29 protein-coding genes and 6 pseudogenes are annotated in these 25,226 nt (G+C 34.6%); 12 read left to right on the forward strand and 23 right to left on the reverse strand.

Annotation, left to right across the window (positions count from 1 at the left end; translation table 11 throughout):
* Positions 1-1,584 carry a bifunctional metallophosphatase/5'-nucleotidase gene (locus DJ93_RS03600; protein WP_042979222.1) on the forward strand — a complete coding sequence of 528 codons (1,584 nt, stop codon included), beginning with the start codon at positions 1-3 and terminating at the stop codon, positions 1,582-1,584.
* A 47-nt stretch (positions 1,585-1,631) separates the two neighbouring features.
* On the opposite strand, the gene DJ93_RS03605 is transcribed toward DJ93_RS03600, so the two are convergent.
* Positions 1,632-1,871: a DUF896 domain-containing protein gene (locus tag DJ93_RS03605; RefSeq protein ID WP_042979223.1), complete on the reverse strand. Its 240-nt coding sequence runs from the start codon at positions 1,869-1,871 to the stop codon at positions 1,632-1,634.
* A gap of 46 nt (positions 1,872-1,917) precedes the next feature.
* A complete protein-coding gene (locus tag DJ93_RS03610; RefSeq protein ID WP_042979224.1) occupies positions 1,918-2,574 on the reverse strand; it encodes a YneB family resolvase-like protein in 657 nt (218 codons plus the stop codon).
* A 142-nt stretch (positions 2,575-2,716) separates the two neighbouring features.
* Between DJ93_RS03610 and lexA the strand changes: the two genes are divergently transcribed.
* Positions 2,717-3,337 carry a transcriptional repressor LexA gene (lexA, locus tag DJ93_RS03615; protein WP_042984129.1) on the forward strand — a complete coding sequence of 207 codons (621 nt, stop codon included), beginning with the start codon at positions 2,717-2,719 and terminating at the stop codon, positions 3,335-3,337.
* A 114-nt stretch (positions 3,338-3,451) separates the two neighbouring features.
* On the opposite strand, the gene DJ93_RS03620 is transcribed toward lexA, so the two are convergent.
* Genes DJ93_RS03620 through DJ93_RS03630 form a run of 3 tightly spaced genes read right to left on the reverse strand, consistent with a single transcriptional unit; the run spans position 3,452 to position 5,114 of the window.
* Complete coding sequence (locus tag DJ93_RS03620; protein ID WP_042979225.1) at positions 3,452-4,252, reverse strand: DUF4097 family beta strand repeat-containing protein; 801 nt, start codon at positions 4,250-4,252, stop codon at positions 3,452-3,454.
* 3 nt (positions 4,253-4,255) lie between these two features.
* Entirely contained in the window at positions 4,256-4,798 is a 543-nt protein-coding gene (locus tag DJ93_RS03625) for a DUF1700 domain-containing protein (protein WP_042979226.1), read from the reverse strand.
* 4 nt (positions 4,799-4,802) lie between these two features.
* On the reverse strand, positions 4,803-5,114 hold the full coding sequence (locus DJ93_RS03630; RefSeq protein ID WP_042979227.1) for a PadR family transcriptional regulator: 312 nt from the start codon (positions 5,112-5,114) through the stop codon (positions 4,803-4,805).
* A 521-nt stretch (positions 5,115-5,635) separates the two neighbouring features.
* On the opposite strand from DJ93_RS03630, the gene DJ93_RS03635 reads away from it, so the two are divergent.
* The 3 genes and pseudogenes from DJ93_RS03635 to DJ93_RS03645 all read left to right on the forward strand — a co-directional run bounded on the left by DJ93_RS03635 (position 5,636) and on the right by DJ93_RS03645 (position 8,311).
* Complete coding sequence (locus DJ93_RS03635) at positions 5,636-5,830, forward strand: hypothetical protein (protein WP_042979228.1); 195 nt, start codon at positions 5,636-5,638, stop codon at positions 5,828-5,830.
* A gap of 570 nt (positions 5,831-6,400) precedes the next feature.
* A pseudogene (locus tag DJ93_RS34770) lies at positions 6,401-7,179 on the forward strand (WXG100 family type VII secretion target); the annotation flags it as partial.
* A gap of 721 nt (positions 7,180-7,900) precedes the next feature.
* Complete coding sequence (locus DJ93_RS03645) at positions 7,901-8,311, forward strand: hypothetical protein (RefSeq protein WP_042979229.1); 411 nt, start codon at positions 7,901-7,903, stop codon at positions 8,309-8,311.
* A gap of 46 nt (positions 8,312-8,357) precedes the next feature.
* On the opposite strand, the pseudogene DJ93_RS33640 reads toward DJ93_RS03645, so the two are convergent.
* The 3 genes and pseudogenes from DJ93_RS33640 to DJ93_RS03655 form a co-directional block, all read right to left on the reverse strand.
* Positions 8,358-8,760 (reverse strand): annotated as a pseudogene (locus DJ93_RS33640) (SH3 domain-containing protein); the annotation flags it as partial.
* 755 nt (positions 8,761-9,515) lie between these two features.
* A complete protein-coding gene (locus DJ93_RS30000) occupies positions 9,516-9,665 on the reverse strand; it encodes a Phr family secreted Rap phosphatase inhibitor (protein ID WP_080743336.1) in 150 nt (49 codons plus the stop codon).
* Positions 9,662-10,750 carry a response regulator aspartate phosphatase gene (locus DJ93_RS03655; protein WP_042979230.1) on the reverse strand — a complete coding sequence of 363 codons (1,089 nt, stop codon included), beginning with the start codon at positions 10,748-10,750 and terminating at the stop codon, positions 9,662-9,664. The genes DJ93_RS30000 and DJ93_RS03655 overlap by 4 nt, the downstream gene beginning before the upstream one ends.
* Positions 10,751-11,239: 489 nt before the next feature.
* Between DJ93_RS03655 and DJ93_RS03660 the strand changes: the two are divergent.
* The 3 genes and pseudogenes from DJ93_RS03660 to DJ93_RS03670 form a co-directional block, all read left to right on the forward strand.
* Positions 11,240-11,419, forward strand: a pseudogene (locus tag DJ93_RS03660) (WXG100 family type VII secretion target); the annotation flags it as partial.
* Positions 11,420-11,488: 69 nt separating this feature from the next.
* A complete protein-coding gene (locus DJ93_RS33100) occupies positions 11,489-11,674 on the forward strand; it encodes a hypothetical protein (RefSeq protein ID WP_080743337.1) in 186 nt (61 codons plus the stop codon).
* Positions 11,675-11,842: 168 nt separating this feature from the next.
* Positions 11,843-12,100, forward strand: coding sequence for a hypothetical protein (locus DJ93_RS03670; protein ID WP_042979231.1), 258 nt, complete (start codon positions 11,843-11,845; stop codon positions 12,098-12,100).
* A 132-nt stretch (positions 12,101-12,232) separates the two neighbouring features.
* Here DJ93_RS03670 and DJ93_RS03675 read toward each other — a convergent pair.
* The 8 genes and pseudogenes from DJ93_RS03675 to DJ93_RS03710 all read right to left on the reverse strand — a co-directional run.
* Positions 12,233-12,730 (reverse strand): annotated as a pseudogene (locus tag DJ93_RS03675) (N-acetylmuramoyl-L-alanine amidase); the annotation flags it as partial.
* 31 nt (positions 12,731-12,761) lie between these two features.
* Positions 12,762-13,064 carry a hypothetical protein gene (locus tag DJ93_RS03680; RefSeq protein ID WP_310593247.1) on the reverse strand — a complete coding sequence of 101 codons (303 nt, stop codon included), beginning with the start codon at positions 13,062-13,064 and terminating at the stop codon, positions 12,762-12,764.
* Positions 13,065-13,279: 215 nt separating this feature from the next.
* Positions 13,280-13,465 (reverse strand): hypothetical protein, encoded by a 186-nt coding sequence (locus tag DJ93_RS03690; RefSeq protein ID WP_042979232.1) that lies wholly within the window; start codon positions 13,463-13,465, stop codon positions 13,280-13,282.
* A 270-nt stretch (positions 13,466-13,735) separates the two neighbouring features.
* Positions 13,736-14,278, reverse strand: a complete 543-nt coding sequence (locus tag DJ93_RS03695) for a site-specific integrase (RefSeq protein WP_042979233.1) — start codon at positions 14,276-14,278, stop codon at positions 13,736-13,738.
* A pseudogene (locus DJ93_RS03700) lies at positions 14,278-14,760 on the reverse strand (ArpU family phage packaging/lysis transcriptional regulator). The gene DJ93_RS03695 and the pseudogene DJ93_RS03700 overlap by 1 nt, the downstream one beginning before the upstream one ends.
* A 26-nt stretch (positions 14,761-14,786) precedes the next feature.
* A complete protein-coding gene (locus tag DJ93_RS33105; protein ID WP_042979234.1) occupies positions 14,787-14,951 on the reverse strand; it encodes a hypothetical protein in 165 nt (54 codons plus the stop codon).
* Between the two features lie 115 nt (positions 14,952-15,066).
* On the reverse strand, positions 15,067-15,189 hold the full coding sequence (locus DJ93_RS30015; protein ID WP_080743338.1) for a DUF3983 domain-containing protein: 123 nt from the start codon (positions 15,187-15,189) through the stop codon (positions 15,067-15,069).
* A gap of 696 nt (positions 15,190-15,885) precedes the next feature.
* A complete protein-coding gene (locus DJ93_RS03710) occupies positions 15,886-16,119 on the reverse strand; it encodes a hypothetical protein (protein WP_042979235.1) in 234 nt (77 codons plus the stop codon).
* A 515-nt stretch (positions 16,120-16,634) separates the two neighbouring features.
* Between DJ93_RS03710 and DJ93_RS03715 the strand changes: the two genes are divergently transcribed.
* On the forward strand, positions 16,635-17,087 hold the full coding sequence (locus DJ93_RS03715) for a hypothetical protein (protein ID WP_042979236.1): 453 nt from the start codon (positions 16,635-16,637) through the stop codon (positions 17,085-17,087).
* Between the two features lie 301 nt (positions 17,088-17,388).
* Here the strand turns inward: DJ93_RS03715 and DJ93_RS32065 are convergent, their stop codons facing one another.
* The 3 genes from DJ93_RS32065 to DJ93_RS03725 all read right to left on the reverse strand — a co-directional run bounded on the left by DJ93_RS32065 (position 17,389) and on the right by DJ93_RS03725 (position 18,594).
* A complete protein-coding gene (locus DJ93_RS32065; RefSeq protein ID WP_142920631.1) occupies positions 17,389-17,568 on the reverse strand; it encodes a hypothetical protein in 180 nt (59 codons plus the stop codon).
* 16 nt (positions 17,569-17,584) lie between these two features.
* Positions 17,585-17,848: a hypothetical protein gene (locus DJ93_RS03720; protein ID WP_374937160.1), complete on the reverse strand. Its 264-nt coding sequence runs from the start codon at positions 17,846-17,848 to the stop codon at positions 17,585-17,587.
* Between the two features lie 530 nt (positions 17,849-18,378).
* Positions 18,379-18,594, reverse strand: a complete 216-nt coding sequence (locus DJ93_RS03725) for a hypothetical protein (protein WP_042979237.1) — start codon at positions 18,592-18,594, stop codon at positions 18,379-18,381.
* Between the two features lie 82 nt (positions 18,595-18,676).
* Here DJ93_RS03725 and DJ93_RS03730 point away from each other — a divergent pair.
* Positions 18,677-19,492: pseudogene (locus DJ93_RS03730) on the forward strand (site-specific integrase); the annotation flags it as partial.
* Positions 19,493-19,607: 115 nt separating this feature from the next.
* Here the strand turns inward: DJ93_RS03730 and glnA are convergent.
* The 4 genes from glnA to hflX all read right to left on the reverse strand — a co-directional run bounded on the left by glnA (position 19,608) and on the right by hflX (position 24,094).
* On the reverse strand, positions 19,608-20,942 hold the full coding sequence (gene glnA, locus DJ93_RS03735) for a type I glutamate--ammonia ligase (protein WP_042979238.1): 1,335 nt from the start codon (positions 20,940-20,942) through the stop codon (positions 19,608-19,610).
* A gap of 48 nt (positions 20,943-20,990) precedes the next feature.
* The gene (gene glnR, locus DJ93_RS03740; RefSeq protein ID WP_042979239.1) at positions 20,991-21,380 is read right to left on the reverse strand and encodes a transcriptional repressor GlnR; all 390 of its coding nucleotides are present in this window, start codon (positions 21,378-21,380) and stop codon (positions 20,991-20,993) included.
* Positions 21,381-21,555: 175 nt separating this feature from the next.
* Entirely contained in the window at positions 21,556-22,827 is a 1,272-nt protein-coding gene (locus DJ93_RS03745; RefSeq protein ID WP_042979240.1) for a methionine gamma-lyase family protein, read from the reverse strand.
* Positions 22,820-24,094: a GTPase HflX gene (gene hflX, locus DJ93_RS03750; protein WP_042979241.1), complete on the reverse strand. Its 1,275-nt coding sequence runs from the start codon at positions 24,092-24,094 to the stop codon at positions 22,820-22,822. The genes DJ93_RS03745 and hflX overlap by 8 nt, the downstream gene beginning before the upstream one ends.
* 92 nt (positions 24,095-24,186) lie before the next feature.
* Between hflX and DJ93_RS03755 the strand changes: the two genes are divergently transcribed.
* Together DJ93_RS03755 and DJ93_RS33110 are read left to right on the forward strand one after the other, a co-directional pair.
* Positions 24,187-24,810, forward strand: coding sequence for a trimeric intracellular cation channel family protein (locus tag DJ93_RS03755; protein WP_042979242.1), 624 nt, complete (start codon positions 24,187-24,189; stop codon positions 24,808-24,810).
* A 237-nt stretch (positions 24,811-25,047) separates the two neighbouring features.
* A complete protein-coding gene (locus DJ93_RS33110; RefSeq protein ID WP_042979243.1) occupies positions 25,048-25,185 on the forward strand; it encodes a hypothetical protein in 138 nt (45 codons plus the stop codon).
* Positions 25,186-25,226 lie beyond the last annotated feature (41 nt).

Genomic DNA, 25,226 nt, shown 5'->3' on the forward strand with positions numbered 1-25,226 from the left:
GTGATTCAAAATGAAAGTGTATGTATAACTATCTTATTAACGAGTGATATACACGGTACAGTTTATCCGATTCAATATCAAAATAATGCACCAGCAGAACATGGTTTGGCAAAAATCTCCACACTTATTCAGCAAGAGCGTTCCAAACATGAACATGTAATTTTAATTGATAATGGAGATTTAATCCAAGGAACTCCTTTTACCTATCATCATGCTACATTTGACCAAAATGAAAAAAATCCAATGTCTTTACTGATCAACTATCTGAACTATGATGCAGCAATTATTGGAAATCACGAATTCAACTATGGCATGAATGTATTAAACAGCGCTATCTCAACTGCAAATACACCCTATTTGTCAGCTAATATTTTAGATAAAAGCATAAGAAAACCCTATTTTGGGAGACCTTATGTTATAAAGCACATAGAACCAAACATAAAAATTGCTATTTTAGGGGTGACGACGCACTACATCCCGAATTGGGAACAACCGCATCACATTAAAGATTTGCTATTTGAGGACGCACTAGAAACAACAAAAAAATGGGTCTCTTACATTCATGAACAGGAAAAACCAACTTTACTAATCGTAGCCTACCATGGTGGATTTGAGCGAGACTTACAAAACGGGGAACTAACAGAAGCTTTAACCGGTGAAAATCAAGGATATGCAATGTGTCATGAAATCGACGGTATCGATGTATTGCTAACAGGTCATCAACACCGCTCTATTGCCAATATGAAACTAAATGGTGTCACTGTTTTACAAACCGGTTGTAATGGACATTCATTAGGAAAAGTTCAAATTATGTTGGAAAGAAATAAAAATCAGTGGCTGATAAAGGAGTGTCATTCCGAACTACTATCGGTCAACGGTATTCAAGCTAATCTAGATGTTCTCGCCCTTGTTTCTAACTATGAGAATAAAACACAGAAATGGCTTGATCAGCCTATCGGAGTTATTAATGGAGACATGCAAATATCTGATGCTATGGAAACACGTTTACAAGAGCATCCCTTTATTGAGTTTATAAATAAAATACAAATGGATGTAGCAAAAGTTACTATTTCTTGCACAAGTTTGTTTCATAATGAATCTCCCGGTTTCCCAAAACACGTTACAATGCGGGACATCGTTTCTAATTATATTTATCCAAATACATTAAAAGTTATCCGAGTGACTGGAGCAGATATAAAAGCCGCACTCGAGCTATCTGCTACTTATTTCGTACTAAACGAAGACGGAACTATTACTGTAAACCCTGCCTATATAGAGCCAAAACCTCAGCATTATAATTATGATATGTGGGAAGGAATTTCATACATACTAAACATTTCAAAACCAATTGGCGAAAGAGTTATTTCCTTGGAATATGAAGGAGCTCCCCTCGACATGCATAAAGAATACGATATCGTTATGAACAATTACCGTGCGAGCGGGGGTGGAAATTACTTTATGTATCAAAATAGGCCCACAATAAAAGACATACCAATTGATATGTCTGAACTTATCGCTAACTATATACTAAAACATGGAACGATAGAAGCCATGACTAACCATAATTGGAAAGTCATTAAATAATCTGGCTCTCTATTACTATCAAAAAAGATGGGCTCGACGCCCATCTTTTAATTTAATTTTGCATTATCTTGCTTTTTTAAAGCTTTTAATTTCGTCGGCGTAACATCTTTTCCTTCTTCGTTAACGACTTTAATTCCTTTTAATTCGTTTAACATGTTTTGACGAAATCCTTTTAAATATTGTTCACGTAGCGACTGACGCTCACGTTGTTCTTCTTCAGTTAAACCTTCAGCTTTTGCTTTTTTTGCTAAGAAGTTAATGCGTTCAATGAGTTCGTGACTTAGCATCTCGAATCCCCTTTCTACTTTAAAACTGATTATTATCATACAATAGTTAGTCTTCTTTATCAAGCAATTGCTTCGTATACTCTACATATCTACGATGTACAGTCGCTTTTGACACATTATGCCCAAATCCGCGAAGTGTTGCTGCGATTTCTTCAAAAGTTAATTCATTTCGGCGTAAGCGTACAATTTCTTCAATTGGCACTTCTTTTTTCTCACGCCCTGCGCTTAAATGACGATTTTTCAAATTATTCTCTGGCCGAAACCCTTTCTCTACTGCCCGCTGCATACCACGTTTAATTTTCAAATTATGAATTTTCCTTTGATACTCTTCAACTATCCCAATTATATCTAGTACCATTGAATCAGAATCTGAAAGTTGTAATTCACCGTTATGCGTATGTGTATATACCTTTATTCCCTCTTTATGTAAACAATGCATTAAAGCAATCTTCGCATTCCCTCTACCAAGACGCGTTTCATCTTGAATAAGAAGCACATCAATTTGTTCTTCTCGAATGGTATCTAACACTTCTAATATACCATCACGTTCGATTGTATACCCACTCGCTTGCTCTTGAATCACCTTTACAACATTCATTTGGTATCGCTTAGCTAAATGCAATAATTCATCTTTTTGACGCAATAATGAAGTTTCCTGCGCTTCTTTCGTTGTACTAACACGTGCATAAATAATTGCATTCATTTTGAAACCCTCTCTCTCAATTAGATTTTTCCTTTAGTGTATCATAAATTCGCCTTCCGTTCGAACTTATGTTTGTAGAATGTTTTTTCGCATGTTATACTTATTAATAAGAAAAATGAAAGAAAACGAGGTGTTAGAAAATATGGAAAAGTTAACAAAGCGCCAGCAAGACATTCTCGACTTTATTAAGCTAAAAGTACAAGAAAAAGGCTATCCACCTTCCGTACGCGAAATCGGTCAAGCGGTCGGCCTTGCTTCTAGTTCTACAGTGCACGGACATTTATCACGTCTAGAAGAAAAAGGTTACATTCGACGCGATCCAACAAAACCTAGGGCTATTGAAATTTTAGGTGATGATCGAATGGAAACAGATACACTGTCTGTTATCCAGGTTCCAATTGTCGGAAAAGTTACAGCTGGTTTACCTATTACAGCAGTTGAGAGTGTAGAAGAGCATTTCCCACTTCCCGCTAGTATCGTCGCTGGAGCGGACCAAGTATTTATGCTACGCATTTCTGGAGATAGTATGATTGAAGCTGGTATTTTTGATGGGGATTTAGTTGTTGTTCGTCAACAACAGTCTGCATACAACGGAGAAATTGTAGTCGCTTTAACGGAAGACAATGAAGCAACTGTTAAACGTTTCTACAAAGAGAAAGATCATTTCCGTCTACAGCCAGAAAACTCTTCTTTAGAGCCTATCCTTTTAAAACAAGTATCGGTTATCGGGAAAGTAATTGGCGTGTATCGCGATTTACACTAAAAAATAATGAAAAAGAAGATCCTTTCCTATCTAATAGGTAAAGATCTTCTTTTTGTATATTAATAGAATTTTATTCACGCCCTCGGACTAAGAGATAATTTTGCCATTTTATTTTTAATCCGCTTCAATAGTAACGTCTCCAGCAGATGTTTTCCCGCTAATTTTCACATCTCCATTTCCAATTTTCATATCCCTATTCTCTTCGTTGAAAATTCGTACTTTCCCTGCAAATGTTTTTCCTGTAATAACCGCATCTTGAGGTTTCTCTAACAGACGAATATCAACATCACCCGCGGTTGAACTTGCCTCCACATCATACTTAGAATCATGATCAATAACATCAACATCTCCGCTTGTTGTTTGTGCTATAACTTTACCGATTACTTTTTTCAATTTCACAGCACCCGCTTCAGAAGATCCCTCAACCTTCTTAGCTGTTATTCGCTCCAAATCCACATCTCCACCAAGCGTCCCCACACTTACATAATCACTCTTCACCTCATTTACTTCTATTTTCCCAGCCGATGAATTTATCTTCAATTCTTTATATACACGCTCAGGTACAACAACAGTCAGTGTAGGAGTTTTTAATCCGAACGACAAAAATGAAAAATCTAACGAAATACCTTTTTCAACTTCCCCTTGAACTTTTAATGTCTCACCATCTTCCGCAATACTAACCTTTTGTCTTTTTAAATCTCCTGATTGCTTTACATAGAAAGAAGAGTCTTGAGATTTTTGAACAATAATATCTCCAGCATCTAATTTGACATCTAAGCTTTTGATCGTTTCATTTGTAATAACCTTCTCTTTATCCCCCTTTTCTACAGCATCTACTGCTTTCGTATACGTTTGTGATATACCGATTACTCCAATAATGATACAAGCGATCGCTACTAACAATATTTTTTTCATCGTTTATTCCCCTTTAATCATTTTGAAGTTCCAATTCACGTATCGTACACACAATTTTTTGAACCAATGTGTACTGTAATAAGCCACAATACATAGCAATAGACCGACTCCAACAAATGTGATACTGACAAAGAGATCCACCCATAAAAAAGTACCCATTACTATTTTAATAATGATAAAAAATGGCGTTACTACACTAACAACTCCACCAACCCAAAGTGCAAATATTAAACTTACGATTGCTACTAACGGGCCTAATACAACAATAAATTTCAACAAACTAAGACCTATCGCCGCGAGTACAGCCCTTGTTATATTTGAAGTTGATGGATCCTTTTTCATCTCATCAAAACGATACAAAGCAAGCAGCTCTTTCGCAATTGTTTTCGGTGCACCAAGCCCTTTTATAATTTCAGATTCTGTTTTCCCCTCTTCGAATCCAAACTGAAAATGCTCTTCATAATCGTATAAAATATCCTGTCTTTCCTCTTCTGGTAGCTTTCTAAGATGTCCTAATAATTCCCTGAGAAACTGTTCTTTATTCATCCCATTACACCTCTTCAATAATTTCTTGTACGCCCTTCGCAAAATCGCGCCACTCTGTTACAAGTAAATTGAGTTGATTCTCCCCTTGATCCGTTAGTTGATAATATTTACGCGGTGGCCCCTCTGTTGATTCTTTTAAATATGTTTGGAAATACCCTTCTTTTGTTAAACGACGTAACAATGGATATACTGATCCTTCCGATATTAAAAATTTATTGGAGATTTGCTGAACAAGCTCATAACCATAGCAATCTTTTCGCTTTACAAGTGCCAATACGCAAAGTTCGAGCACACCTTTTTTAAACTGAACGTTCAACGATAATCCTCCTTTCTAAGTAGTACTATTCAATACAAGGTACTATCGTTATCCATAATATACCATCAACTACTATTTATTGCAAGGTACTGTTTTTTACATATTTCTCTTAGCGAATCTTGTCTGTTCTTTCACTTATTATTAACACATACAATTGATGGGTGTGAAAGCAACAATCATATTTTACATTAAGTACAAGAGCGATAATTCCTTTTAATGGAACGATCGCCCTGTTTTATCTTCATCTCACTTGATCTACAATCCCTATCGAAATAACTTATTTTTGGGATCAAATATTCACAGCAGCCTCCTCTAATAGCCCTCATCTCTATTTACCGAGCTAAAAAGATACTTATCTCATTAAAACAATAGGGCATTCCCCATAACTATTAAAATACCTTATTATTTTTTAATCACTTCCATCTTCGTACAAGCATATTATGTTGTATATCTATTTTGTAAATACAATGCATATGAAAAACAGGATTTTATAAAATAATACAAATTTGGAGCTGATGTATATGAAAAAAGTACCTATTGTAGTAAAAGTTCCTCCTGATTCAAAAGTTAAAGTTTCATTTTTTTCACGCTATAACAAGGAAATTAAAAACGTATCTTTAATTAATCAAACCCTTAAACCTCAGTGTCAATCTATCGTTGCATATCCAAACTATAAAAGGTACACCACTCAAGTACAACCATTATCAAATTGCTAATAATTCATTTACCCCCCTAGGTAACTGGGGTCTTATTTTATTTCACGGGTGGTTTTTTAATCAAGCGAATAGTACATGCAAATTATATTAATGTATATTCACATATAAGCAACCGGATTGATAAATTTAAAAGGCCATAAAAAAACTGAACTAATTCCCCATAAAAATCGAGCAATTATCGGACAGCTAATAACACACACATGTCCACAAATAGAATTTGGTATACTTAATTTAAGGGAGGAATATAGTTTGAAGGTTGTCAGATCTATTTTTAGAGGATTTCGTTTATTAAGTAAAATCATAACCCCTATATTACGTACTTTATCAAAAAGTAAATTTTAAAGGCTACAATATAAAAAGTCCGGTTCACAATGAACTACTCTCAAATTGATAAACTAGTTCTAACTATTAGAGAACATTTCATTAAAGAGAAAGCTTTTTCAATTACTTCACATATACATAGACTTCTTCCGTAATTATATAGTATGCTATACTTCATTTTTCTCTACTTTAGATATTTACATTTTTTCTTCTTGCCTCATAATTTTAATCGGGAAAGGGAGGAAGAAAATGGTTCAAATAAAAGTTACGCCTGAAGAATTAGAACGAGCTGCAAAACGGGCAAATGATACAAAACACGTGTTAGAATCTATACATAAAAATTTATGTGATCAAATTGATTACATGTGCTATCAATGGACGGGCGCGTCAAATCAAAATTTCCTTCAAATGTTCAATAACGCAAGACCATCCGCATTCACAGCAATTAATGCACTTTTACATGTTGAAGAAGAATTAAAGAGAATTGCTGAGAAATTCCGTGTAGCAGATAGTCAAGATGTAACAACTCAAAAAGGAACTACACCTAGTACAGCACCTGAAAAATCTCTCTTTGAAAAAGTTTGGGATGGTATGATAGATGGTGCAGGAGATGCTGTTGGAGATACAATTGACGGTATAAAGGCATTAGGAGACTGGGAAACTTGGGAAGGCATGGGCTACACCATTACCCATTTAGATGAAGCGCTATGTGGGATGCGTTATCAGATTCCTTTAATAAAGATGTTATAAATGGGGATGCAGAAACCCGCGCAAGATGGGGATCGTACGCTTTAACACAAATTGGATTAGGATTCATTGGAGATAAAGGTGTCAGCAAAGCCGCTAAACTAGCTCAAGGCGCTAAATTCTCTCAAGGTATATCAAAAGCTGGACAATTACTTAATAAAGGCGACAACTTAGCCTTTGCAGGTAGTAGTAATGGTATCAGATCAGGATTTGACAGTACTTTCTTTAGACAAGCTGAGGAAAGACTATCAATCTATCAGTTTGCTAAAGGTGAAGGTAATGTAGGTACTACCACGAAAGCTGTAGAAGTTACTCCAAGTTTTAACCGTGAAAATTTATCAGAACATATAGGCGAAGGGTTTACTTCACAAATAGATCGTGTTTTAAATGAAGTAGATATGTCTCGTGAAAAATTCTATGACTTACAACAAAAGATGCACACGGAGCTCTCACCAGAAGAAATTCAAATGATGAAAACAATCCGTGACAGCGTACCTGCACCAACTACAGATACTTCAATGCAAAAAGTCATTACATTAGATGGAGTAGAAGGATACTTAAAAGCGGATCGACCTTATAATACCATTGGGGGATGTATTGCAAAAATGGAAGATGTTCAAGACATACAATTACCTAAAGATGTTTATAATTCTTTACGTTTGGATTATGAAGGAACACCTTATACTACTTCTAGCGATTATGCTGTACTTAGATTTAAGACTGACGGCATCGATGAATTTAAAATCCCCTATGCGGAAAGTTTTGCTGATGATCTTCATGTAAAATCAGACATAACTCCTCCGCAAACTGGTCACGGATTTACCGCATCAACGACTGATAAAATTATTCCAGAATATGAAGCTCCTAGGGGAACATTTTTAGAGCCAAGAGACGGAGCGGAAATTTACACAGTAATTAATGGCGAAGAAAGATTAGTCGGAGTATATCGTGAAAAATACCAGCGTTTTATTCCAGCAACAAAATAATTAAGTAGGTGATACAATGATTAAAAGAGGAAAATATGGCATTTATAAAGGATCTGAGTATAGAATAGTGGAAACAAATAATGGTGTAGAGCTTATCTCTAAGAATGAATCTGATTTATTACAAGGTTTCATTCGTGATGATTGGGATGGGAGTATTTTCTGTAAAGATGTACAAAAAAACGAATTGGAGCTAGCATATTATATTACCCCATATGTTTTGTATAAAGGTCGAAAATTTGGCATTGCTGCTGGAGATGGTAGCACCGACTCAGTCATTATCGGAACGACTTACAAATCAGAAGCTGATGAATTGGGTATGAAAAATGTTAACAAATCCGAATATGAGATGTCTGTAAACTTAAAAGATGTTGAGTTAATTGAAGAAAAAAAGCCTATCTGGGGATTTACACTAGATAAAGAGAATTAATTATAACAAATAAAAGCAGAACCTTATGAGCACAAAGGTTCTGCTTTTATAATTCTCGCCTCACATACACATGGGATGGATTAGCAGTTACATAGTATGCTTTGCTATTGTGTAATTTGTACTGTGACGGATCCAATGACTGTAACTTTTGTATCAATTGTAAATCCTAACCCTGTATCTACAGTTTCAGCCACATCTATATCTTGCCAAAATGGAGAATCATAGAAACGTAGGCTATTTACTTCGAAAACAACACGTTTCCCTACAATAAATGAATCCACTGTACTTTTTTTATCAAACTTTATATAAGAAGAATCGTATTTAATCCATTGCTCTCTACCTAAGTTTAGCCATCCATCTTTTTCAGCCCACACAACATATCCTGCAGGTTTATTTAATTGACGAATTTTAGAATAGCTTGTACCTGGTCCCTTACGTAATCTTATACTCATGGTTAGTGCGATTGTTCAAAGAAAATACAAGAATAACCATTTAGATTTTTAGATATGACAGACTACAGCAATTACTCTGTTATTATCCCCTCTTCAACAGATCTGACACCGATAGTGCAATAAGAAAAAATAGAATTTTTCTTTATTGAAATAAACTATTTTGGTTCATCTTTTTTACAAACGGTTTAACTTTGTTATAAACGATTAAACTTTATTTCAAATCCACAATTAGGAGACATATGATTTTTTGTAGGGGAATTACTTCTCTTTCAAATAAAAGTGTTTTATCCACAAAATAAAGAAACCCTCAACACGTTGTATGTCAAGAGTTTGAGTCTCTTAGTATAGAGACATATATTGATCGCGTTCCCATTGGTGAACTTGTGTGCGGAATATATCCTTTGAATTCATCAAGTTTTAAATTGAACCAAAAACGTTGATTTATCAAGGTTTTATAAACGTGATATTTCATTATGATTCATCACTTTTTTTAATTTTGCGGGTAATTTGTGGGTGGGTTTGTGGGTGCCCAAAAAATAAAACAAACCTAAATAAGTTAGGCTTGTTTTATTTTTTCATCTGTTCTTTCCTCTTAAAATATCTTCTTTTAAAAAATTCGTTATAGTTTAATAATTTTTTATAAGTGAAAAAGACAGGACGTTGTCGTACATCCTGCCTTTTTTATTTTATATACTTAACTGCTTAGTAATTATATATTCCTTTAATAACTGATGGGGGTAATTTTTTATTTATTAGATTCCTGTACCATGTTCTGAATATGATATGATATTTTCTTGTTTCAGTGTAGGTGCTGCACTTTTTTCAATACTAGGACTATTTAAACCCAACGATAATACTGCAATACCGATTAAACCCATTAATGTAATTCTAATCTTTTTCATTTTAAACGCCCCTTTTCTTTTAATAAAGTTCTAGCTTCATGGCTTAAGTGATAATACTCACACGCCTTATCCCTCACACCCACATTATACCATTTACCTGCTAATAATTCGGTATAAATTTGAATATCTTTCCACAATTCTTGCTCTTTAAAATACGAAAGTGCTTCATTTACAATTCCTTCTAATTTTTCTATAGATTCATTGTTATTTATACACTCCATAATATTTAGGTGATAACTATATTCTTGATTACAATCCTTCAAGCCCTCTTCAATATAAAAAGCTGCATCTTTATGCTGTTTTAACTTAATATGTTCTCGAGCTAATAGAAATATTACCCTTCTTTGATAGTGCAATCTTGTATGTTGACAGGCTTTATATACTTCCTTTAAATGGCGTATAGCTGAATCCGATAAGTTTTGCTCGGCATACAGTACTCCTAAATTACTACGAACTTTTAAAACTAGCGATTGTTCATCAAGTTTTTGAAACATATTTAGAGCAGAAATTAGATATTCCTCTGCTAATTCAAATTGTTCTAAAGTAATACAAGCCATACCTAATGTATTTTCACACGCTCCCTTTTTAGTCTCATAGCCTTCATGGCTTGAAAAATAATCGAGAGCCTTTGTAGCATAATTAATCGCTAAAGTAGGTTGTGAAATATAATATTTATACAGCGCAACACGATAATAGTGCTCTGCTTTTTCTTTTTCATCGGACATCATATCTAATAAATTACTAGCAGATTCAAGATGTTTTTCTGCACTATTGTAGTTTCCAATTTCTGTTGCATAAATAAATTTAAAGAAGTGATAGTAATATTTTAATAAACCATCTGGCATATCTTTTATGTATTCTAATCCTTCTAGCCCTTTTTCAAAATTCCCCTTTAACATTTGGTACCTAAATCTTAACAGGGAGTAATAAATAAAAGAATCTGTATTTTCTTTAACATTATTAAATATATTATCTGCTTCATTTTTTAGAACACTTGCCTTCTCTATATGTTGAGCAAGCATTTCATGATACCATTCTTCCAATAGCTCATACCCCTTGCTAGTAGTAGAAGTTCTTGTCTCCATGTAGATCCCCCTTTTCCAAGAATATCATCTAAATATTACCACAAATAAACCTATCAAAGAGTACACCATACCAGTTACTGTTTATTGAGAAATAATTATCTGATTATTCAATCCATAATCAATTATAACACCATCATTCACTTTGAAAAAGAAGCTTCTTTTGCGTTTGAATTTATGAAAATATAATGTTTACATCCTTTGTATGGAATTGATATGATTTATTTAGTTTAGGGGGACGATAATATGAAGGTTGTAAGGTCTATATTTAATGGATTTCGATTACTGAGTAAAATCATAACTCCTATATTAAAGGCATTATCTAAAAGTAAATTTTAAATAGCATAGAAATAAAAAAAGCAGCCCAATTAAGGGCGGCATTTTTCATATGTATAGCATTTACGTCAAACAGCTCAAAAACATTCTTATATTTCTATATTCATATTCAATTCTTTTTATCTCATAATTTTAATTGGGAGAAGGAGGAAGAAAATGGTTCAAATCAAGGTAACGCCTGAAATGCTAGAAGAAGTTGAAAATCATGCAAACAATACAAGAAACACATTAGAATCAATACATAACAACTTATGTAACCAAATTGATCATTTATGTTATCAATGGATAGGTGCTTCTAATCAACATTTCGTCCAAATGTTCAATGATGCGAAACCAATGATACCTTTTGATGAGCATTTAAAAGTTCCTCTTGATAAAGTTTTTAATTAAGGAGTGTTGAGAACAATGGGGAGATATCCACTAATAGCAATAATGAAAGAGACTGAGGATAAAGAAAATGTGATTTACAGTTTCGGTCCAGATACTGAATCTTGTATGTTAAATCCAGAGCTTTATAGTAGATGGAACTTTAAAGTTGTAAAGAATGGATTATCCTATGACAGTAGCACGGAAACGCTTGGAGGTAGGTAAACCCCTTCCAAGTGATATAGAATTATTACATCATGAAATTTTTGAATCTAGATTTGAAGGTATATTTAAAACAACGTATAGAGAAGCACATGATGCTACTGTGAGATCTGGTAGACCATGGGATGTGCAAAAAATAGATAAAGAATAAATAAGGAGGCCTTTATATATATGGCAATATGTTTATTAATGACTAAAGAATTTGAAGATGAAGAGATTGTTGTTTATCAATACTATCCTTCTGAATCACCCGATAAAATAGGCAAAGTGTTTTATAATAAAAAAGAACGAATGTTTTATGACCTAGAGCAGGCTCTAGTAGATTCAGAAACAATGAGAGAACATTATTTTAATTGTGCATGTACTAGGATTGTGCGATGTCTTAAAAGAAACGAAGACTTTCCTGATAGCATGGCATATGAAGCATAATGAAATGAACAAATATATAAGCCGGCTCCTTTAATAGGGACCGGATTTTCCTATTAATTCACATATATAGGCTTCATTTGCAGTAACATAGAATGTTGTCCCTTTGTTGCTGTGTACTTTTGAAACAACATATTACTTAATAATTACATGTTCCTCACGAATCCAACGATTACCACCAATATCAACATGCCCATCTTGTCTATTAAACAGTTGATACGGTTCACTTCCATCCACAAAACCAGTGTCATTGCCATTTGGTCCATCGTAAGTCCGGATTTGATACCCTGGCCAATATTTAGTGTGTGCATAGAACCATTTCACATCAAAATGTTTTAGGTAAGCCCACTGTTTTTCATTTCCAAGGCAGATCATATTTTTTTCTCCACCACCCCAGTATCCTTTATGGATTAAGTAAGGGATTTTTTGTGTGATACGTCCAGCAAAAATAGGATCAGCAGGATTTTCATATAGATTCACACCATAACCATCATCGTATTTAGATGTTGCATATCCAATTCCCTCTTTTTGAATAGGCTGAGTTAGATCAATTGGATTAATTGGATTAATTGGATTTAGATCATTACCATCAATAAACCAAGATAAAGGCTTGTCTCCATCAATAGCGTTAAGAATTGTTCCAAGAGCAATTCCTTTCTCGAGCTTAGTTAATAATTGCATCTCTTTCTCCCTCCTCGATCTTTCCACGAAATTGAATATCAATACATTTTTCACAATAGAAACTTCCAAATATGCTAACAGATACTTGCCTTTTATCAGATTGCACCGTTGTTTTTTTGCTATCCATCAATTGGTATTTATGTTCACATTCTTGTTGTTGATTAGTGTGTTGTTTGTACTTACCTAATTTAAACAAATCTACAAAAGCACTGTTACATTTCGGACAAACAGTTACTTCTTGATATTCTTCTTTAGATAGATAAATATACCTTATCTCGATGTCCACACGCTAAACATTTAAAAGTGTTGTAATAACTAATTTTTGTAAGTAGTTCACACATTACCCTCACTCCTTATTTTGTAGGAATTGATTTAATGTTTTATCAAGCAAACTAATCATCGCTTCTCTTTTTTCTTTTGGTGTTGTGTTATCTTGTTTCTTTGCCTCCTTACAATAAGAAAACCACGCCATACATAGCGTGGTTTCATCATACAGTTTAGTTATTTATTTTTAGGGCTATTGACTCTATTAGAATATACGGTTTTTTCTACGTAATGTTTTGAAATAGGAAAATTATGTGTACCTGTACTATTTTTAAACTTTGTATAATCCGGATTTTTAATTTGCTTTGTTGTTGTTTCAGCATATTCATACGGGTAATTCACTTTACTTTTATCTTCAAACATATTGATATCCCCTTTTAAAGTATTAGTTAAAGCATTGTACTATAATACAATATGCTTGTATATTATATTGGGAACTAGGTATGTATGAAGTTCCGTACACCGAAAAAAAGCAGCTATCTAATCAGCCACTCATTCACTAAAATCTTATCTTATTACCACAAATACGGTAAATGAAGTTTTATTCTTCTCCCAGTCACCTAATGCTGTTATATTCACCAGTACAGCAAACGTTATTAAGTAACTGTATAGAATAAAAAGAAAAAACAATGATTAGATTTTAAATCTGCTCATTGCTCTATCCATTGCATCTTGGTTTACACCTATGTAACGCAGCGTTGCCTTTTCAGATGAGTGATTGAATATCTCCATAAGTAATGCTACGTTCTTAGTTTGCATGTACATATGGTAGCCATACGTTTTTCTTAATGTATGTGTCCCTATCTCATCTAATCCGAACTCTGCTACCGCTCCACTTAATATCTTATATGCCATACTGCGACCGATCGGACGATTCTTCCCTTGTCTACTTTGTAATAAGTACTTATCATCTTCTCTATCTTCATTAAACCAGCGGAGCTCTCTCTTTAGTGTTGCTGTAATTTGTATACGTTCCTGCTTACCTGTCTTCATTTCACGCATTGAGATGTGACTACCTTTTAACTCTCCAACCTTTAGTTTTAAAATATCACTTATACGTAACCCTGTATTAATTCCCATTACGAATAAAATATAATTACGATCGCTTTTTTCTTTTAGATATTCCTTTATCTGTTGTATTTGCTCTGGATCGCGTATTGGCTGTACGAAATTCATTATTTATCACCCCCAACTTCTTCTGTATCGTAAACTTCTAATCCAAGAGCAAATGCCATTTTATAAAATGCTTTAGACTTCCATCAACGATATGTACGCTCTGCCATTCCTATTTCACTATAAACCGTGTAGTCACACACATCCTCATCTTCTAAATAACGTTTATATATAATATCACTTTGAAGACTTCCGGCACATCCATTTCCCAATCTCTCTAAGAATTTATCAATTCGTAATGACATCATTCCCAACCACTCTTCTTGTTTGCTTTGTTGGATATTTGCTATGGCTACATCTTCTAACGGTTTACCAACTGTATGTGTAGGTCCATGTTCTCGAATTTCATAAGAAGGAGTGACTTTCATTTCTTTACGCATCATCCCAAATTGTCTATATATACGTACACTTTCCAACACGCCTTCTAATTCCTCTTGTGTTGCTACTCTATCGATTTTTGGTAAGAAAGATAATTGTTTAGTCATGTAAGACCACTCCTTTTATTTATTAATTACTTTTGTCTTAAAGCTCCACGTCTACGTTCATACCGCGGTCCACGAATCCCCATTAAATCCTCAATGTCGCGTGTACTTAAATTCTCTTTTCGTTTTTTCTTCTTTTTCGCTTGATTCGATTGCTTTTTCCATTCACGCAATTGATCCCTTAGTACTTTCATTCTCCCCATCTCCCTTTTCAAAATAAAAAAGACACCATTCTCAAAACAGCTTTAGTTGCTGCTCTAATGAATTGGTGTCCTCTAGTTTTCTAGCCGGACTATATTTTGTTTTCATTTACTTTAAAATACCAGCTTGTACAAAGATATTTCTCCAAGCGCTAGCAACTTGATATTTATTAACAGCTTTTGCGCGACGAGCTATAGCTTTCTTTATTTTCCTTTTCTTTAAATTAGCCATTCTCCTAACCTGGCTTTCTATTAAAAGGATTATTTTATTAAATACTCCCAATAATTTTTCATGTTAACTAACTCATTCGCCAATAATTTCATTCGAAAACAAAATAACAGTTATCGGTTTCATATATAAAAACAAATACGAATATTCATTTCATTTAAAATGTTAAATTCGGATATTTATTTATAAAATAAAAATAAAGAAAGGGTGATGATATAATGATTAAGTTTCTTCTAACTTTAACTGCTGAAAACAATCAAACAATAACATGGAAGAAGTACTATTATGAAATCGTTAACGCTATGATTATTTATAAGTAACTCTGACATATTTCAAACATGCATATGTTAACTTTGAATGTATAAATTTTTCTCCCCCTGAATAACACTCAATATTCCGTCAATACTGTATACACATGGTAACCTTTCTCCAATTCCCCTGGAGTCGAGCAGTTAGCTTTTGCTAGCCGCTCTTTTGTTTTTATTGTCACCTTTTCATTCCGTACCCATATATTGTATTGAGTTGGTTGTTGTGATTCATTTTAAGTCACCTTCAAATAATTCGATTTACACGGCCTATGAAAGAGCACTGTTCGAACGTGCTCTTTTTTGTGTTTTTCCGAATAAAGTTCCGAATCCTGGTCATAATATATTTATATCTAGATTTTCCTCCATAGTGGTACATTCCGGTACCGAGCAGTTAGCTTTTGTTAGCTGCTCTTTTGTTTTCAATAACCAATGGGACGAAGTTTATAAGCGTTACCTTGCTGTATTTACACCTTCTACAAATTCTTCCTTCGATTTCTCTTACCCATTCAATACCACTGTATGTTTCAAATATGTTTACATGGTCATTTCCCCACTCCCAATGACCACCTTCATCACAGATAAACATGTATGAAACCCAGTAATCGTATTTGGTCGTCTTCTCCATTTATCCATTCCCCTTTGCTACAAAATGAAATTTTTGTTCAAAACTGCGTGTTTCACTTTTTAAGTCACTACGTCATTAGACGACCATTAGGCATACCCTAGCAACTCTATTTTCCAATATTAGAGCCTGATTATTTGGACATATTTACCAGTTTATTCACCATAAAATTCATGTTAAAATTTCTTCGTTGAGTACGACACAACTCAGCCACACGAAGCCCTGTAACATTTCCTGCGGGGCTTCCTTTTTTCAACAAGCAGTTAGTTAATTGCACTGACTACTTTGTTGTACAAAATGAAGTTTTTATTTAGTTTCACTGGTATCATTAAAAACTTTTACCGCTAAAATATTAGGCTAACTGACATGAATGACACAATTTTGTCAAAATTTATAATTTATTTTCAGAATCTACAAAATATTACATTTATCTCATTTTTTATTGGTATAATCAGGCTGTCTATCATAGTTAATAGAAGACCTGATAGAAAATTACTAATAGAATGGGAGATGTATTTATGTTAAAAAAATTAGCTATCGGAACATTAGCGATCGGAATTTTATTGCCTGGAAGCTTGGCACATGCCACGTCACCTCAACAAGTGCATAACCCCTTAGAAATTAAACCACTAGTACAAACGTCATCACTCTCAGAACAATATTCTTATAGTTTCTCAAGTTTATCTGATCCTAGACAATTCGGTTACATCTATGTGAATAATGCGGGACATATCACTTTTAATGTCGATCAAAAAACAGTTGATGGTAAAAGAATAACGTACGCCTTCTTAAAAATGGAACCAGATGGTTCTTCGACTATCTTCGGTTCTGGTACATTTAAAGGTACTGGTTCATTTACTTTTACAACTAATAAGCCAGCTCCTGTAGGAACTTATATGCTGTATGTAAAAAAGGTGGACTCTATACGTTCCTCTGATTCATCAGGAACTATCACATTTACCACACCTTGATAGTCATACACTTCTCTAAAAAAGAAATCCTTTGACGGAGCCGTCAAGGGGTTTCTTTTTTCTAATCCCCCAATAATTCTCTTATTCTATAAAATAGCGTTTTTGTTAAAATTCATTTATTCTTAAAAGCTTGTCTGATCCTTGCATCAATAAGATTCCTATCATTTTTTTGAAAAGTGTATTCTTGTCCATCTCAAATTGGTCTCAATTTGCACTTTTTATATTGAGACTACTTTGAAAAGTGGAATGTGATAATGTCATATCATCATAATAAAGATCATCAAAGGTTAGTCAAATATTATCAATTTGTTGAATGAACATTGGTTGGAGGGGTAGATCCCAGTGTAAATCCACCAGTAATACCAACACCAACGAATCCGATTACCGTTAGAAGGATTAGGCTAAAACGCATTCGATCAAATGATCGTATTGAACTAATTGCATCGGTAGATTGGGGCTTCATAGCTAGCGTATCAGTCACTAATCCATTTCTTTCTTTAGATGAAGTCAGTAAAATCTCTAATTAGTGCCCACATCGTTCCACCGCTTGCGAAGTACCTTTCTTGCTTCTTGTTTTTATATGAGCTTCTTGTCATACGCATAGGAACATTTGAATAGTGATCTACAAACCAAAGGTTTCTACCATCATGTTTAAAATGAGCTGTTCTATTTTCATCTTCATAACGGAAGAAATCCTTTTCGTGATCTGCTAAGTAATTAAGAAGCGAATTCACAATTTCGATACGCTTTTGCTTGTCCATTTTCCATTCCCCTTTTCGATTACATTTCAAATTGGTAACAATCCAAAATGTAAAATATATTACTGTTCTGTAAATCCTCTGTAAAATTTTCTGTATTTTCAACATAATGTCCAATTATCTTTATATAATGTATTTGAAATGAAATAAACCAATTCCATTTCATGCGTATACCCCTCATTAGCTAGGAGAAATCCTAGCTTTTTTATTAGTCCTTCTCTTTACAAAATAACACTTTTGTTTAGTTTTCATTTTATTAGACGTAACATCATCTTCCTTCTTTTCATCCCAAAATACGTTCACATTCCCTTCGTATCATGCATCTATTAAATACGATTAGAGATGTTATTTTCACTGCTGAAGAAATTGAATCTAATTAACTACCAATAATTCTCATTATCCTAATAAAAATTCCCTTTAGATCTTCTGAAGGGAATTTTATAGATACATCAGATATCAAAATCCCATGAATATAGTATCTTTTTCTATATAAAATTCAAATTGTATTAAAAATTAATTCTATTAATATCTTCTTATGGATAAAACAACTGTTTCTGTTCGTTATCGGTCAGTAACATCTGTCTGTGGCTACCTGTAATTTGAATAAATAATTTTTTCGTTCCTAGCCTTTGATGTACTTCCAAAGCATCTCTCATATATTCGATTGAAAAAACAATGTATTTCACACCTTGAAATTCATATAATTCACAGGGCGCTTTCATTTTCACCTCTGTTCCATCTAATTCCACTTCAAATCCCTCTTTGTTCATTCTGATAGTGGCACTTTTATTTGTTTTTGTAGCTTTTGCCATCTGATTTAGAGACTTATAAATGTATCAAAACTTTATTAACCACCTGACAGATCAAGGTTATAGCAAGCGAACTGTTCAAATTATCCACGGTACAATGAACAATGCTATAAAAAAGGCTGTCAGTTTTAAAAAAATCGAGAGCAACCCTTGTGAAGAAGTAGTTATCTCAAATAAAAACAATAAAGAAAGAGAAGGGCTGAAATATGTACGAAGCGAAGACATTCCCCTTTTCTTAAAGACTTCTTATCAATACAACTATATTTATTACATCTTTTTCAAAACGCTTCTGAATACAGGTATGCGTAAAGGTGAAGCTGCTTCGTTACAATGGAAAGACATAAATTTAAAAGAACGTTCCATAACTATTTCTAAAACATTAGATTTTACAACTAAAACAAAAGAAGAATTATTTGGAGATACAAAAACATTTACTTCTAAACGTACTATCATGATTACGAAAAATTTGGTTGATGAACTGCTGGCACATAAAAAGTGGAAAAATGCTAATAAGCTTGTTTTACAAGATGCATATGAGCATGAATTAGACTTAGTCTTCTCAAGAGTAGATGGAAAGTTCTTACCGAATTCAACATTGTTCAATGCATTCTCACGCATACTAAAGAAAGCAAATTTACCTAGACTAGAAATACATTCATTGCGACACACTCACGCGGTTCTTTTATTAGAGTCTGGTACAAGTATGAAATACATTCAAGATCGACTAGGACATAAGAGTATAGAAATCACTTCTAATGTTTACTCTCATATTAGCGAGAAAATTAATAAAGATTCTATTTCAGGATTTGAAGCTTATATGAATAACATATTGGAGTAAGTTTGATTTTTTTGTGGGTGTTTTGTGGGTAAATTACTCTTCTTTCAAATAAAAGTGTTTTACCCACAAAATAAAAAAAACCCTCAACACGTTGTGTGTCAAGGGTTTGAGTCTCTTAGTATAGAGACATATATTGATCGCGTTCCCATTGGTGAACTTGTGTGCGGAAAATATCCCACTCAATTTCTTTCGCTTCGATGAAGTGCTCAAGTAAATGGTCTCCTAGTGCACCACATACTACTTCATTAGATTGTAATGTAACTAACGCTTGCGCTAATGTTGCTGGTAAATCAACGATACCTGCTTCTTCGCGCTCTTCTTTTGTCATTACATAGATGTTACGATCCACAGCAGCTGGCGGAGTTAATTTGTTTTTAATTCCATCAAGACCTGCTGCTAATAATGTTGCCATTACTAAATATGGGTTTGCAGCTGGGTCAACACTACGTACTTCAACGCGTGTACTGATACCGCGAGATGCAGGGATACGTACTAATGGGCTACGGTTTTGTGCAGACCATGCTACGTAACAAGGCGCTTCATATCCAGGTACTAAACGTTTGTAAGAGTTTACAGTTGGGTTTGCTACCGCTGTGAATGCTGGTGCATGTTTTAAAATACCTGCGATGAAATGACGAGCATCATCACTTAATTGTAAGTCACCGTTTTGATCATAGAATACGTTCTCACCATTTTTGAATAATGATAAGTTACAGTGCATACCTGAACCGTTCACACCGTATAATGGTTTTGGCATAAATGTTGCGTGTAAACCATGTTTACGTGCAATTGTTTTTACAACAAGTTTGAATGTTTGAATGTCATCACATGAGCGAATTGCATTTGCATATTTAAAGTCAATTTCGTGTTGACCTGGTGCAACTTCATGGTGAGACGCTTCAATTTCAAAGCCCATTTCTTCAAGCTCAAGAACGATATCACGACGACAGTTTTCCCCTAGATCCATCGGCGCAAGGTCGAAGTATCCACCGTTATCGTTTAATTCTAATGTTGGATTTCCTTTTTCATCAACTTTGAATAGGAAGAATTCTGGCTCTGGTCCAAGATTGAAATCTGAGAATCCTAAAGCTTCCATTTCTTTTAATACACGTTTTAAATTGTTACGTGGATCTCCTTCAAATGGAGCACCATCTGCAGTGTAAATATCACAGATTAAACGAGCTACTTTACCTTTTTCAGCTGTCCAAGGGAAAATTACCCAAGTATCTAAATCCGGATATAAATACATATCAGATTCTTCAATACGTACGAAACCTTCAATAGAAGATCCATCAAACATCATTTTGTTATCAAGAGCTTTTGTTAATTGGCTCACTGGAATTTCTACGTTTTTAATTACTCCTAAAAGGTCCGTAAATTGCAGACGAATATACTTTACATTCTCTTCTTTCGCCAAACGGAAAATATCTTCTTTTGTGTACTTAGCCATTATAAATTCCTCCTTAGTCCCTCTAAACACCTTCAGAATCAGTTATCTTTAGTGAAAAAACCTTGAAATATCACCTTGTCGCAATGAAGTTCGATTAAATCTACCTGTATGCTGTAGTTCATCTCGAAGAATTTTGCGAAGCTCGGATTTTGAAATTTCTTTCGTTTCTTCTTTCATTTTCACTGCTTCTGTTTGATTTTCTTTCATTTGCAATACTTGTTTAATTCCGGCCATATTTAAGCCTTGATCTAACAAATCTTTAATTTCTAACAATTTATCTACATCGTTAAATGAAAACAACCTACGATTCCCTTTTGTACGGGTTGGGAAAATAAGATTATGCTCTTCATAGTAGCGAATTTGACGTGCAGATAATTGTGTTAAATCCATTACAATACCAATAGGAAACAGCGGGGCAGAACGTCTATCTTCTTTCATCACTTCAGTTCCTCCTTCGCCTTAACTGTTTCTCATTTTATATTATGTTACGTTTCGTGTCAATAGATGTTAGCTTTTCTTACATGGTTTTTTAAAAATTTTTTCACTCTTTTTTCAAATGACGCAAATCATTACTTTCCACGAAAAAAAAGCTGTCGAAATCGACAGCTTCCCTTTAAGAAATTGTTAATAGATTTTTTTTAATTAACGCATCAACCGCAGAACAAATCGCAATCTTTACATGAGAGTACGTCAATCCACCTTGTACATAAGCAACATAAGGAGGACGAATCGGACCATCTGCAGATAATTCGATACTTGCACCTTGAATAAACGTCCCCGCAGCCATAATTACATCATCTTCATATCCCGGCATATAGTTTGCATACGGAGTGAAATGAGAATTAATTGGAGATGCGTATTGAATTGCTTGACAGAACGCAATCATACGATCTTTATCATCAAATTGAACAGATTGAATTAAATCCGTTCTCGGCGCATTCCATGCTGGCGATGTATTCATCCCTAGTTTTTCTAAAAATGCTGCCGTAAAAATAGCACCTTTCAGCGCTTGACCAGCAACATGCGGCGCTAAGAAGAAACCTTGATACATTTCTTGTAAGCTGTATAAAGATGCTCCTGCTTCCGCACCAATACCAGGAGACGTTAGACGATATGCACAAGCTTCAACATACTCTTCTTTACCTACAATATATCCACCAGTTTTCACAATTCCCCCGCCTGGGTTTTTAATAAGGGAACCTGCCATTAAATCTGCACCAACATGACACGGCTCTTGCTCTTCCACAAACTCTCCATAACAGTTATCAACAAATACAACAACATCCGGTTTAATTCCTTTCACAAACGCAATCATCTCTTTAATTTGAGAAATAGTAAAGGACGGACGAGTAGCGTAACCTTTTGAGCGCTGAATACCGATCATCTTCGTATTACTATGAATCGCAGCTGCGACCGCCTCAAAGTCCACAGATCCTTCCTCAGTTAGTGCTACTGCGTTATAACCAATATTATATTCTTTAAAAGAGCCTACACCTTTCCCGCGTACACCAACGATTTCTTCTAACGTATCATACGGTTTCCCCGTTATGTATAGTAGCTCATCTCCCGGACGTAAAATACCAAATAAAGCTGTTGAAATCGCGTGAGTTCCCGAAATAATTTGCGGACGAACAAGACCCGCTTCCGCTCCAAATACATCAGCATACACTTTTTCTAACGTGTCACGACCAATATCATCATAGCCATAACCTGTAGTTGGAATAAAGTGCGCATCACTAATTTTATGTGTACGGAAACTCTCTAACACACGAAATTGATTACTTTCAATTACCTCATCCACACGTTTATGTATAGCTGCCACTTGATTCTCTATTTCTTTTACGATAGGTGCAATTTTTTCTCCATTTTCCAAACGATCAAACATTATTATTTTCTCCTTCTTCCACTAAAAATCTCTTTAATTGCCCATTCAACGGTGAATGAGCAAATATATATCCTGTACATTCATATACAAATTTCTCTTCCAGAAATTCCATCCTTGTTAATAGCGTTTCCGTTTTTAATAACGTTAACAACTTACCTTCACTCGGAGGAATCTCCACTTGATATGGATCCATCTCTTCCTTCATCTTCGTTTCTACCGATTCTTTTATATGCAATAAATCACTTTCTTCAAAAGCACTAGTCATTAAGAAGTCACTTTTCGGAAATGGAATAAAATTTTGATATAATTCATCTTTTTTATTATATAGCGTAATAACAGAAATATGATTAATCTCAAGTTCTGACAACAATTTCTTTACTGTTTGTTCATGCCCTACATAGTTAGGATCTGCAGAATCAACTACATGTAAAATTACATCTGCTTCACCAGCTTCTTCTAACGTCGAACGAAAAGCAGCAATTAATGACGTAGGTAAATCTTGTATAAAACCAACTGTATCAGTTAGCAATACTGTATAACCAGACGGTAATAACATCTTCCTTGTTGTCGGATCTAACGTTGCGAACAATAAGTTCTCTTCAAACGTATCCGCTTCCGTTAATCTATTAAATAGCGTCGATTTCCCTGCATTCGTATATCCTATTAATGAAACTTGAAATACTTTATTGTCTTTTCTTCTCTCACGATATCTTTTCCGATGTTCCACAACAACTGCAAGTTGCTTCTTAATTTCATCAATACGAGATCGAATATGACGACGATCCGTTTCCAACTTCGTCTCTCCCGGTCCTCTTGTACCAATCCCACCACCAAGACGAGATAAAGAGAGACCTTGTCCCATAAGACGAGGCATTGTATATTGCAACTGAGCTAATTCCACTTGAAGCTTACCTTCTCTTGATTTCGCACGTTGCGCAAATATATCCAATATAAGTTGCGTTCGATCGATTACTCTCGCATCTAATACAGAAGATAAATTCCGAATTTGACTTGGTGTTAACTCATTATTAAATATAATAACAGCCGGCTCTAACTCTTCCGCCATCGCAGCGAGCTCCTCTAATTTACCTTTCCCTATATAAGTTGCAGGATGGAATTTCGGACGCTTCTGCGTTGTAGATACTAAAACCTCAGCTCGCGCAGTCTTCGCTAGCGATGCCAATTCTTTCATGGAATGCATAAATCTTTCATCATCATCTTGTGGCAATTGACAGCCAACTAATATGACTTTTTCTTTTTCTTCCATCAAATATGTTCACTCATCCTTTTCGAAAATTAAACCTTCTAATATAATAGCAGAGGAAGCACATTTCATCTAGTTAGCGGGGGAGAAAATTCATGGCATGGGAGATTTTTAGCATCATCGGTACAATTGCCTTCGCACTCAGCGGAGCCATCGTTGCAATGGAAGAGGATTATGACATTTTCGGGGTATATATTTTAGGAATGGCAACCGCATTCGGGGGAGGTGCCCTTCGTAATTTATTAATCGGTTATCCAATCGTCGCATTTTGGCAACAAGACATGTTATTCCAAATCGCACTATTATCAATGACGATTATTTTTCTTTTTCCAAATAAATTAATTACTCATTGGAAAAAATGGGAAAACATCACGGACGCCATCGGTTTATCAGCATTCGCTGTACAAGGAGCTCTTTACGCCCAAAAGCTCAACTTACCGATTAGTGCTACAATTGTAGCAGCTGTTTTAACTGGAATTGGTGGCGGTATCATTCGCGATCTATTAGCACGCCGTAAACCTCTCGTCCTTCGCGCAGAAGTATATGCGTTTTGGACTATTTTAGCAGGTTTTTTAATCGGCGCAAAAGTTATCGTTAGCGACTGGGCTCTATATACCTTATTTATTTTGATCGTTTGTTTCCGTATGATTTCTATTCATTACAAATGGCATTTACCGCATAGACGCATAGACACTAAAGAGCGTTCCGTGCACAAATAGCAATCTCACCTCTTTACATAAAGTAAAGAGGTTTTTCTTTTCTAATTGTATCTTCGAAATAAAATCCTATTAAAAACTCCTCTTATATTATCCTATTATACAAAAACAAACGCATCCATTCCGAAAACACGTCTTATAAAATAACACTCTTTCATCCCCACTTTGTTTCAAACCAACGCTAATGAGTTTTTTCGTTACATTGTGTTCATACTAATTTTTAAAGCGAGGTGAACACAAATGACGAAACACGTTAACAAAGGTGCTCAAAAAAGCTCCGTCAACCAGTTTGGCCACGATCCCAATTCAGCACATGAGAAAAGCGCAAAAATGGAACGGTATCATAAATCTTATCAAGAAAAAGCAAAAAAAGAATAACAGAATTTTACAAATAACAATATGATCAGCAACAAAAACAA

The organism is Bacillus clarus (genome assembly GCF_000746925.1).
Taxonomy (GTDB): Bacteria; Bacillota; Bacilli; order Bacillales; family Bacillaceae_G; genus Bacillus_A; species Bacillus_A clarus.

What these genes read in the sequence shown, in the direction of transcription:
- DJ93_RS03655 (WP_042979230.1), bottom strand. Translation starts at nt 10,750, where the DNA reads ATGGAGACAAGAACTTCTACTACTAGCAAGGGGTATGAGCTATTGGAA.
- lexA (WP_042984129.1), top strand. Translation starts at nt 2,717, where the DNA reads ATGGAAAAGTTAACAAAGCGCCAGCAAGACATTCTCGACTTTATTAAG.
- DJ93_RS30015 (WP_080743338.1), bottom strand. Translation starts at nt 15,189, where the DNA reads ATGGCTAATTTAAAGAAAAGGAAAATAAAGAAAGCTATAGCTCGTCGC.
- DJ93_RS03755 (WP_042979242.1), top strand. Translation starts at nt 24,187, where the DNA reads ATGGCATGGGAGATTTTTAGCATCATCGGTACAATTGCCTTCGCACTC.
- DJ93_RS03710 (WP_042979235.1), bottom strand. Translation starts at nt 16,119, where the DNA reads ATGGAGAAGACGACCAAATACGATTACTGGGTTTCATACATGTTTATC.
- DJ93_RS03620 (WP_042979225.1), bottom strand. Translation starts at nt 4,252, where the DNA reads ATGAAAAAAATATTGTTAGTAGCGATCGCTTGTATCATTATTGGAGTA.
- DJ93_RS33100 (WP_080743337.1), top strand. Translation starts at nt 11,489, where the DNA reads ATGGGGAGATATCCACTAATAGCAATAATGAAAGAGACTGAGGATAAA.
- hflX (WP_042979241.1), bottom strand. Translation starts at nt 24,094, where the DNA reads ATGGAAGAAAAAGAAAAAGTCATATTAGTTGGCTGTCAATTGCCACAA.
- DJ93_RS03610 (WP_042979224.1), bottom strand. Translation starts at nt 2,574, where the DNA reads ATGAATGCAATTATTTATGCACGTGTTAGTACAACGAAAGAAGCGCAG.
- DJ93_RS30000 (WP_080743336.1), bottom strand. Translation starts at nt 9,665, where the DNA reads ATGAAAAAGATTAGAATTACATTAATGGGTTTAATCGGTATTGCAGTA.
- DJ93_RS03635 (WP_042979228.1), top strand. Translation starts at nt 5,636, where the DNA reads ATGAAAAAAGTACCTATTGTAGTAAAAGTTCCTCCTGATTCAAAAGTT.
- DJ93_RS03605 (WP_042979223.1), bottom strand. Translation starts at nt 1,871, where the DNA reads ATGCTAAGTCACGAACTCATTGAACGCATTAACTTCTTAGCAAAAAAA.
- DJ93_RS03745 (WP_042979240.1), bottom strand. Translation starts at nt 22,827, where the DNA reads ATGTTTGATCGTTTGGAAAATGGAGAAAAAATTGCACCTATCGTAAAA.
- DJ93_RS03720 (WP_374937160.1), bottom strand. Translation starts at nt 17,848, where the DNA reads ATGGACAAGCAAAAGCGTATCGAAATTGTGAATTCGCTTCTTAATTAC.
- DJ93_RS33110 (WP_042979243.1), top strand. Translation starts at nt 25,048, where the DNA reads ATGACGAAACACGTTAACAAAGGTGCTCAAAAAAGCTCCGTCAACCAG.
- glnA (WP_042979238.1), bottom strand. Translation starts at nt 20,942, where the DNA reads ATGGCTAAGTACACAAAAGAAGATATTTTCCGTTTGGCGAAAGAAGAG.
- DJ93_RS33105 (WP_042979234.1), bottom strand. Translation starts at nt 14,951, where the DNA reads ATGAAAGTACTAAGGGATCAATTGCGTGAATGGAAAAAGCAATCGAAT.
- DJ93_RS03695 (WP_042979233.1), bottom strand. Translation starts at nt 14,278, where the DNA reads ATGAATTTCGTACAGCCAATACGCGATCCAGAGCAAATACAACAGATA.
- DJ93_RS03670 (WP_042979231.1), top strand. Translation starts at nt 11,843, where the DNA reads ATGGCAATATGTTTATTAATGACTAAAGAATTTGAAGATGAAGAGATT.
- DJ93_RS03625 (WP_042979226.1), bottom strand. Translation starts at nt 4,798, where the DNA reads ATGAATAAAGAACAGTTTCTCAGGGAATTATTAGGACATCTTAGAAAG.
- DJ93_RS03715 (WP_042979236.1), top strand. Translation starts at nt 16,635, where the DNA reads ATGTTAAAAAAATTAGCTATCGGAACATTAGCGATCGGAATTTTATTG.
- glnR (WP_042979239.1), bottom strand. Translation starts at nt 21,380, where the DNA reads ATGAAAGAAGATAGACGTTCTGCCCCGCTGTTTCCTATTGGTATTGTA.
- DJ93_RS03690 (WP_042979232.1), bottom strand. Translation starts at nt 13,465, where the DNA reads ATGTTTGAAGATAAAAGTAAAGTGAATTACCCGTATGAATATGCTGAA.
- DJ93_RS03645 (WP_042979229.1), top strand. Translation starts at nt 7,901, where the DNA reads ATGATTAAAAGAGGAAAATATGGCATTTATAAAGGATCTGAGTATAGA.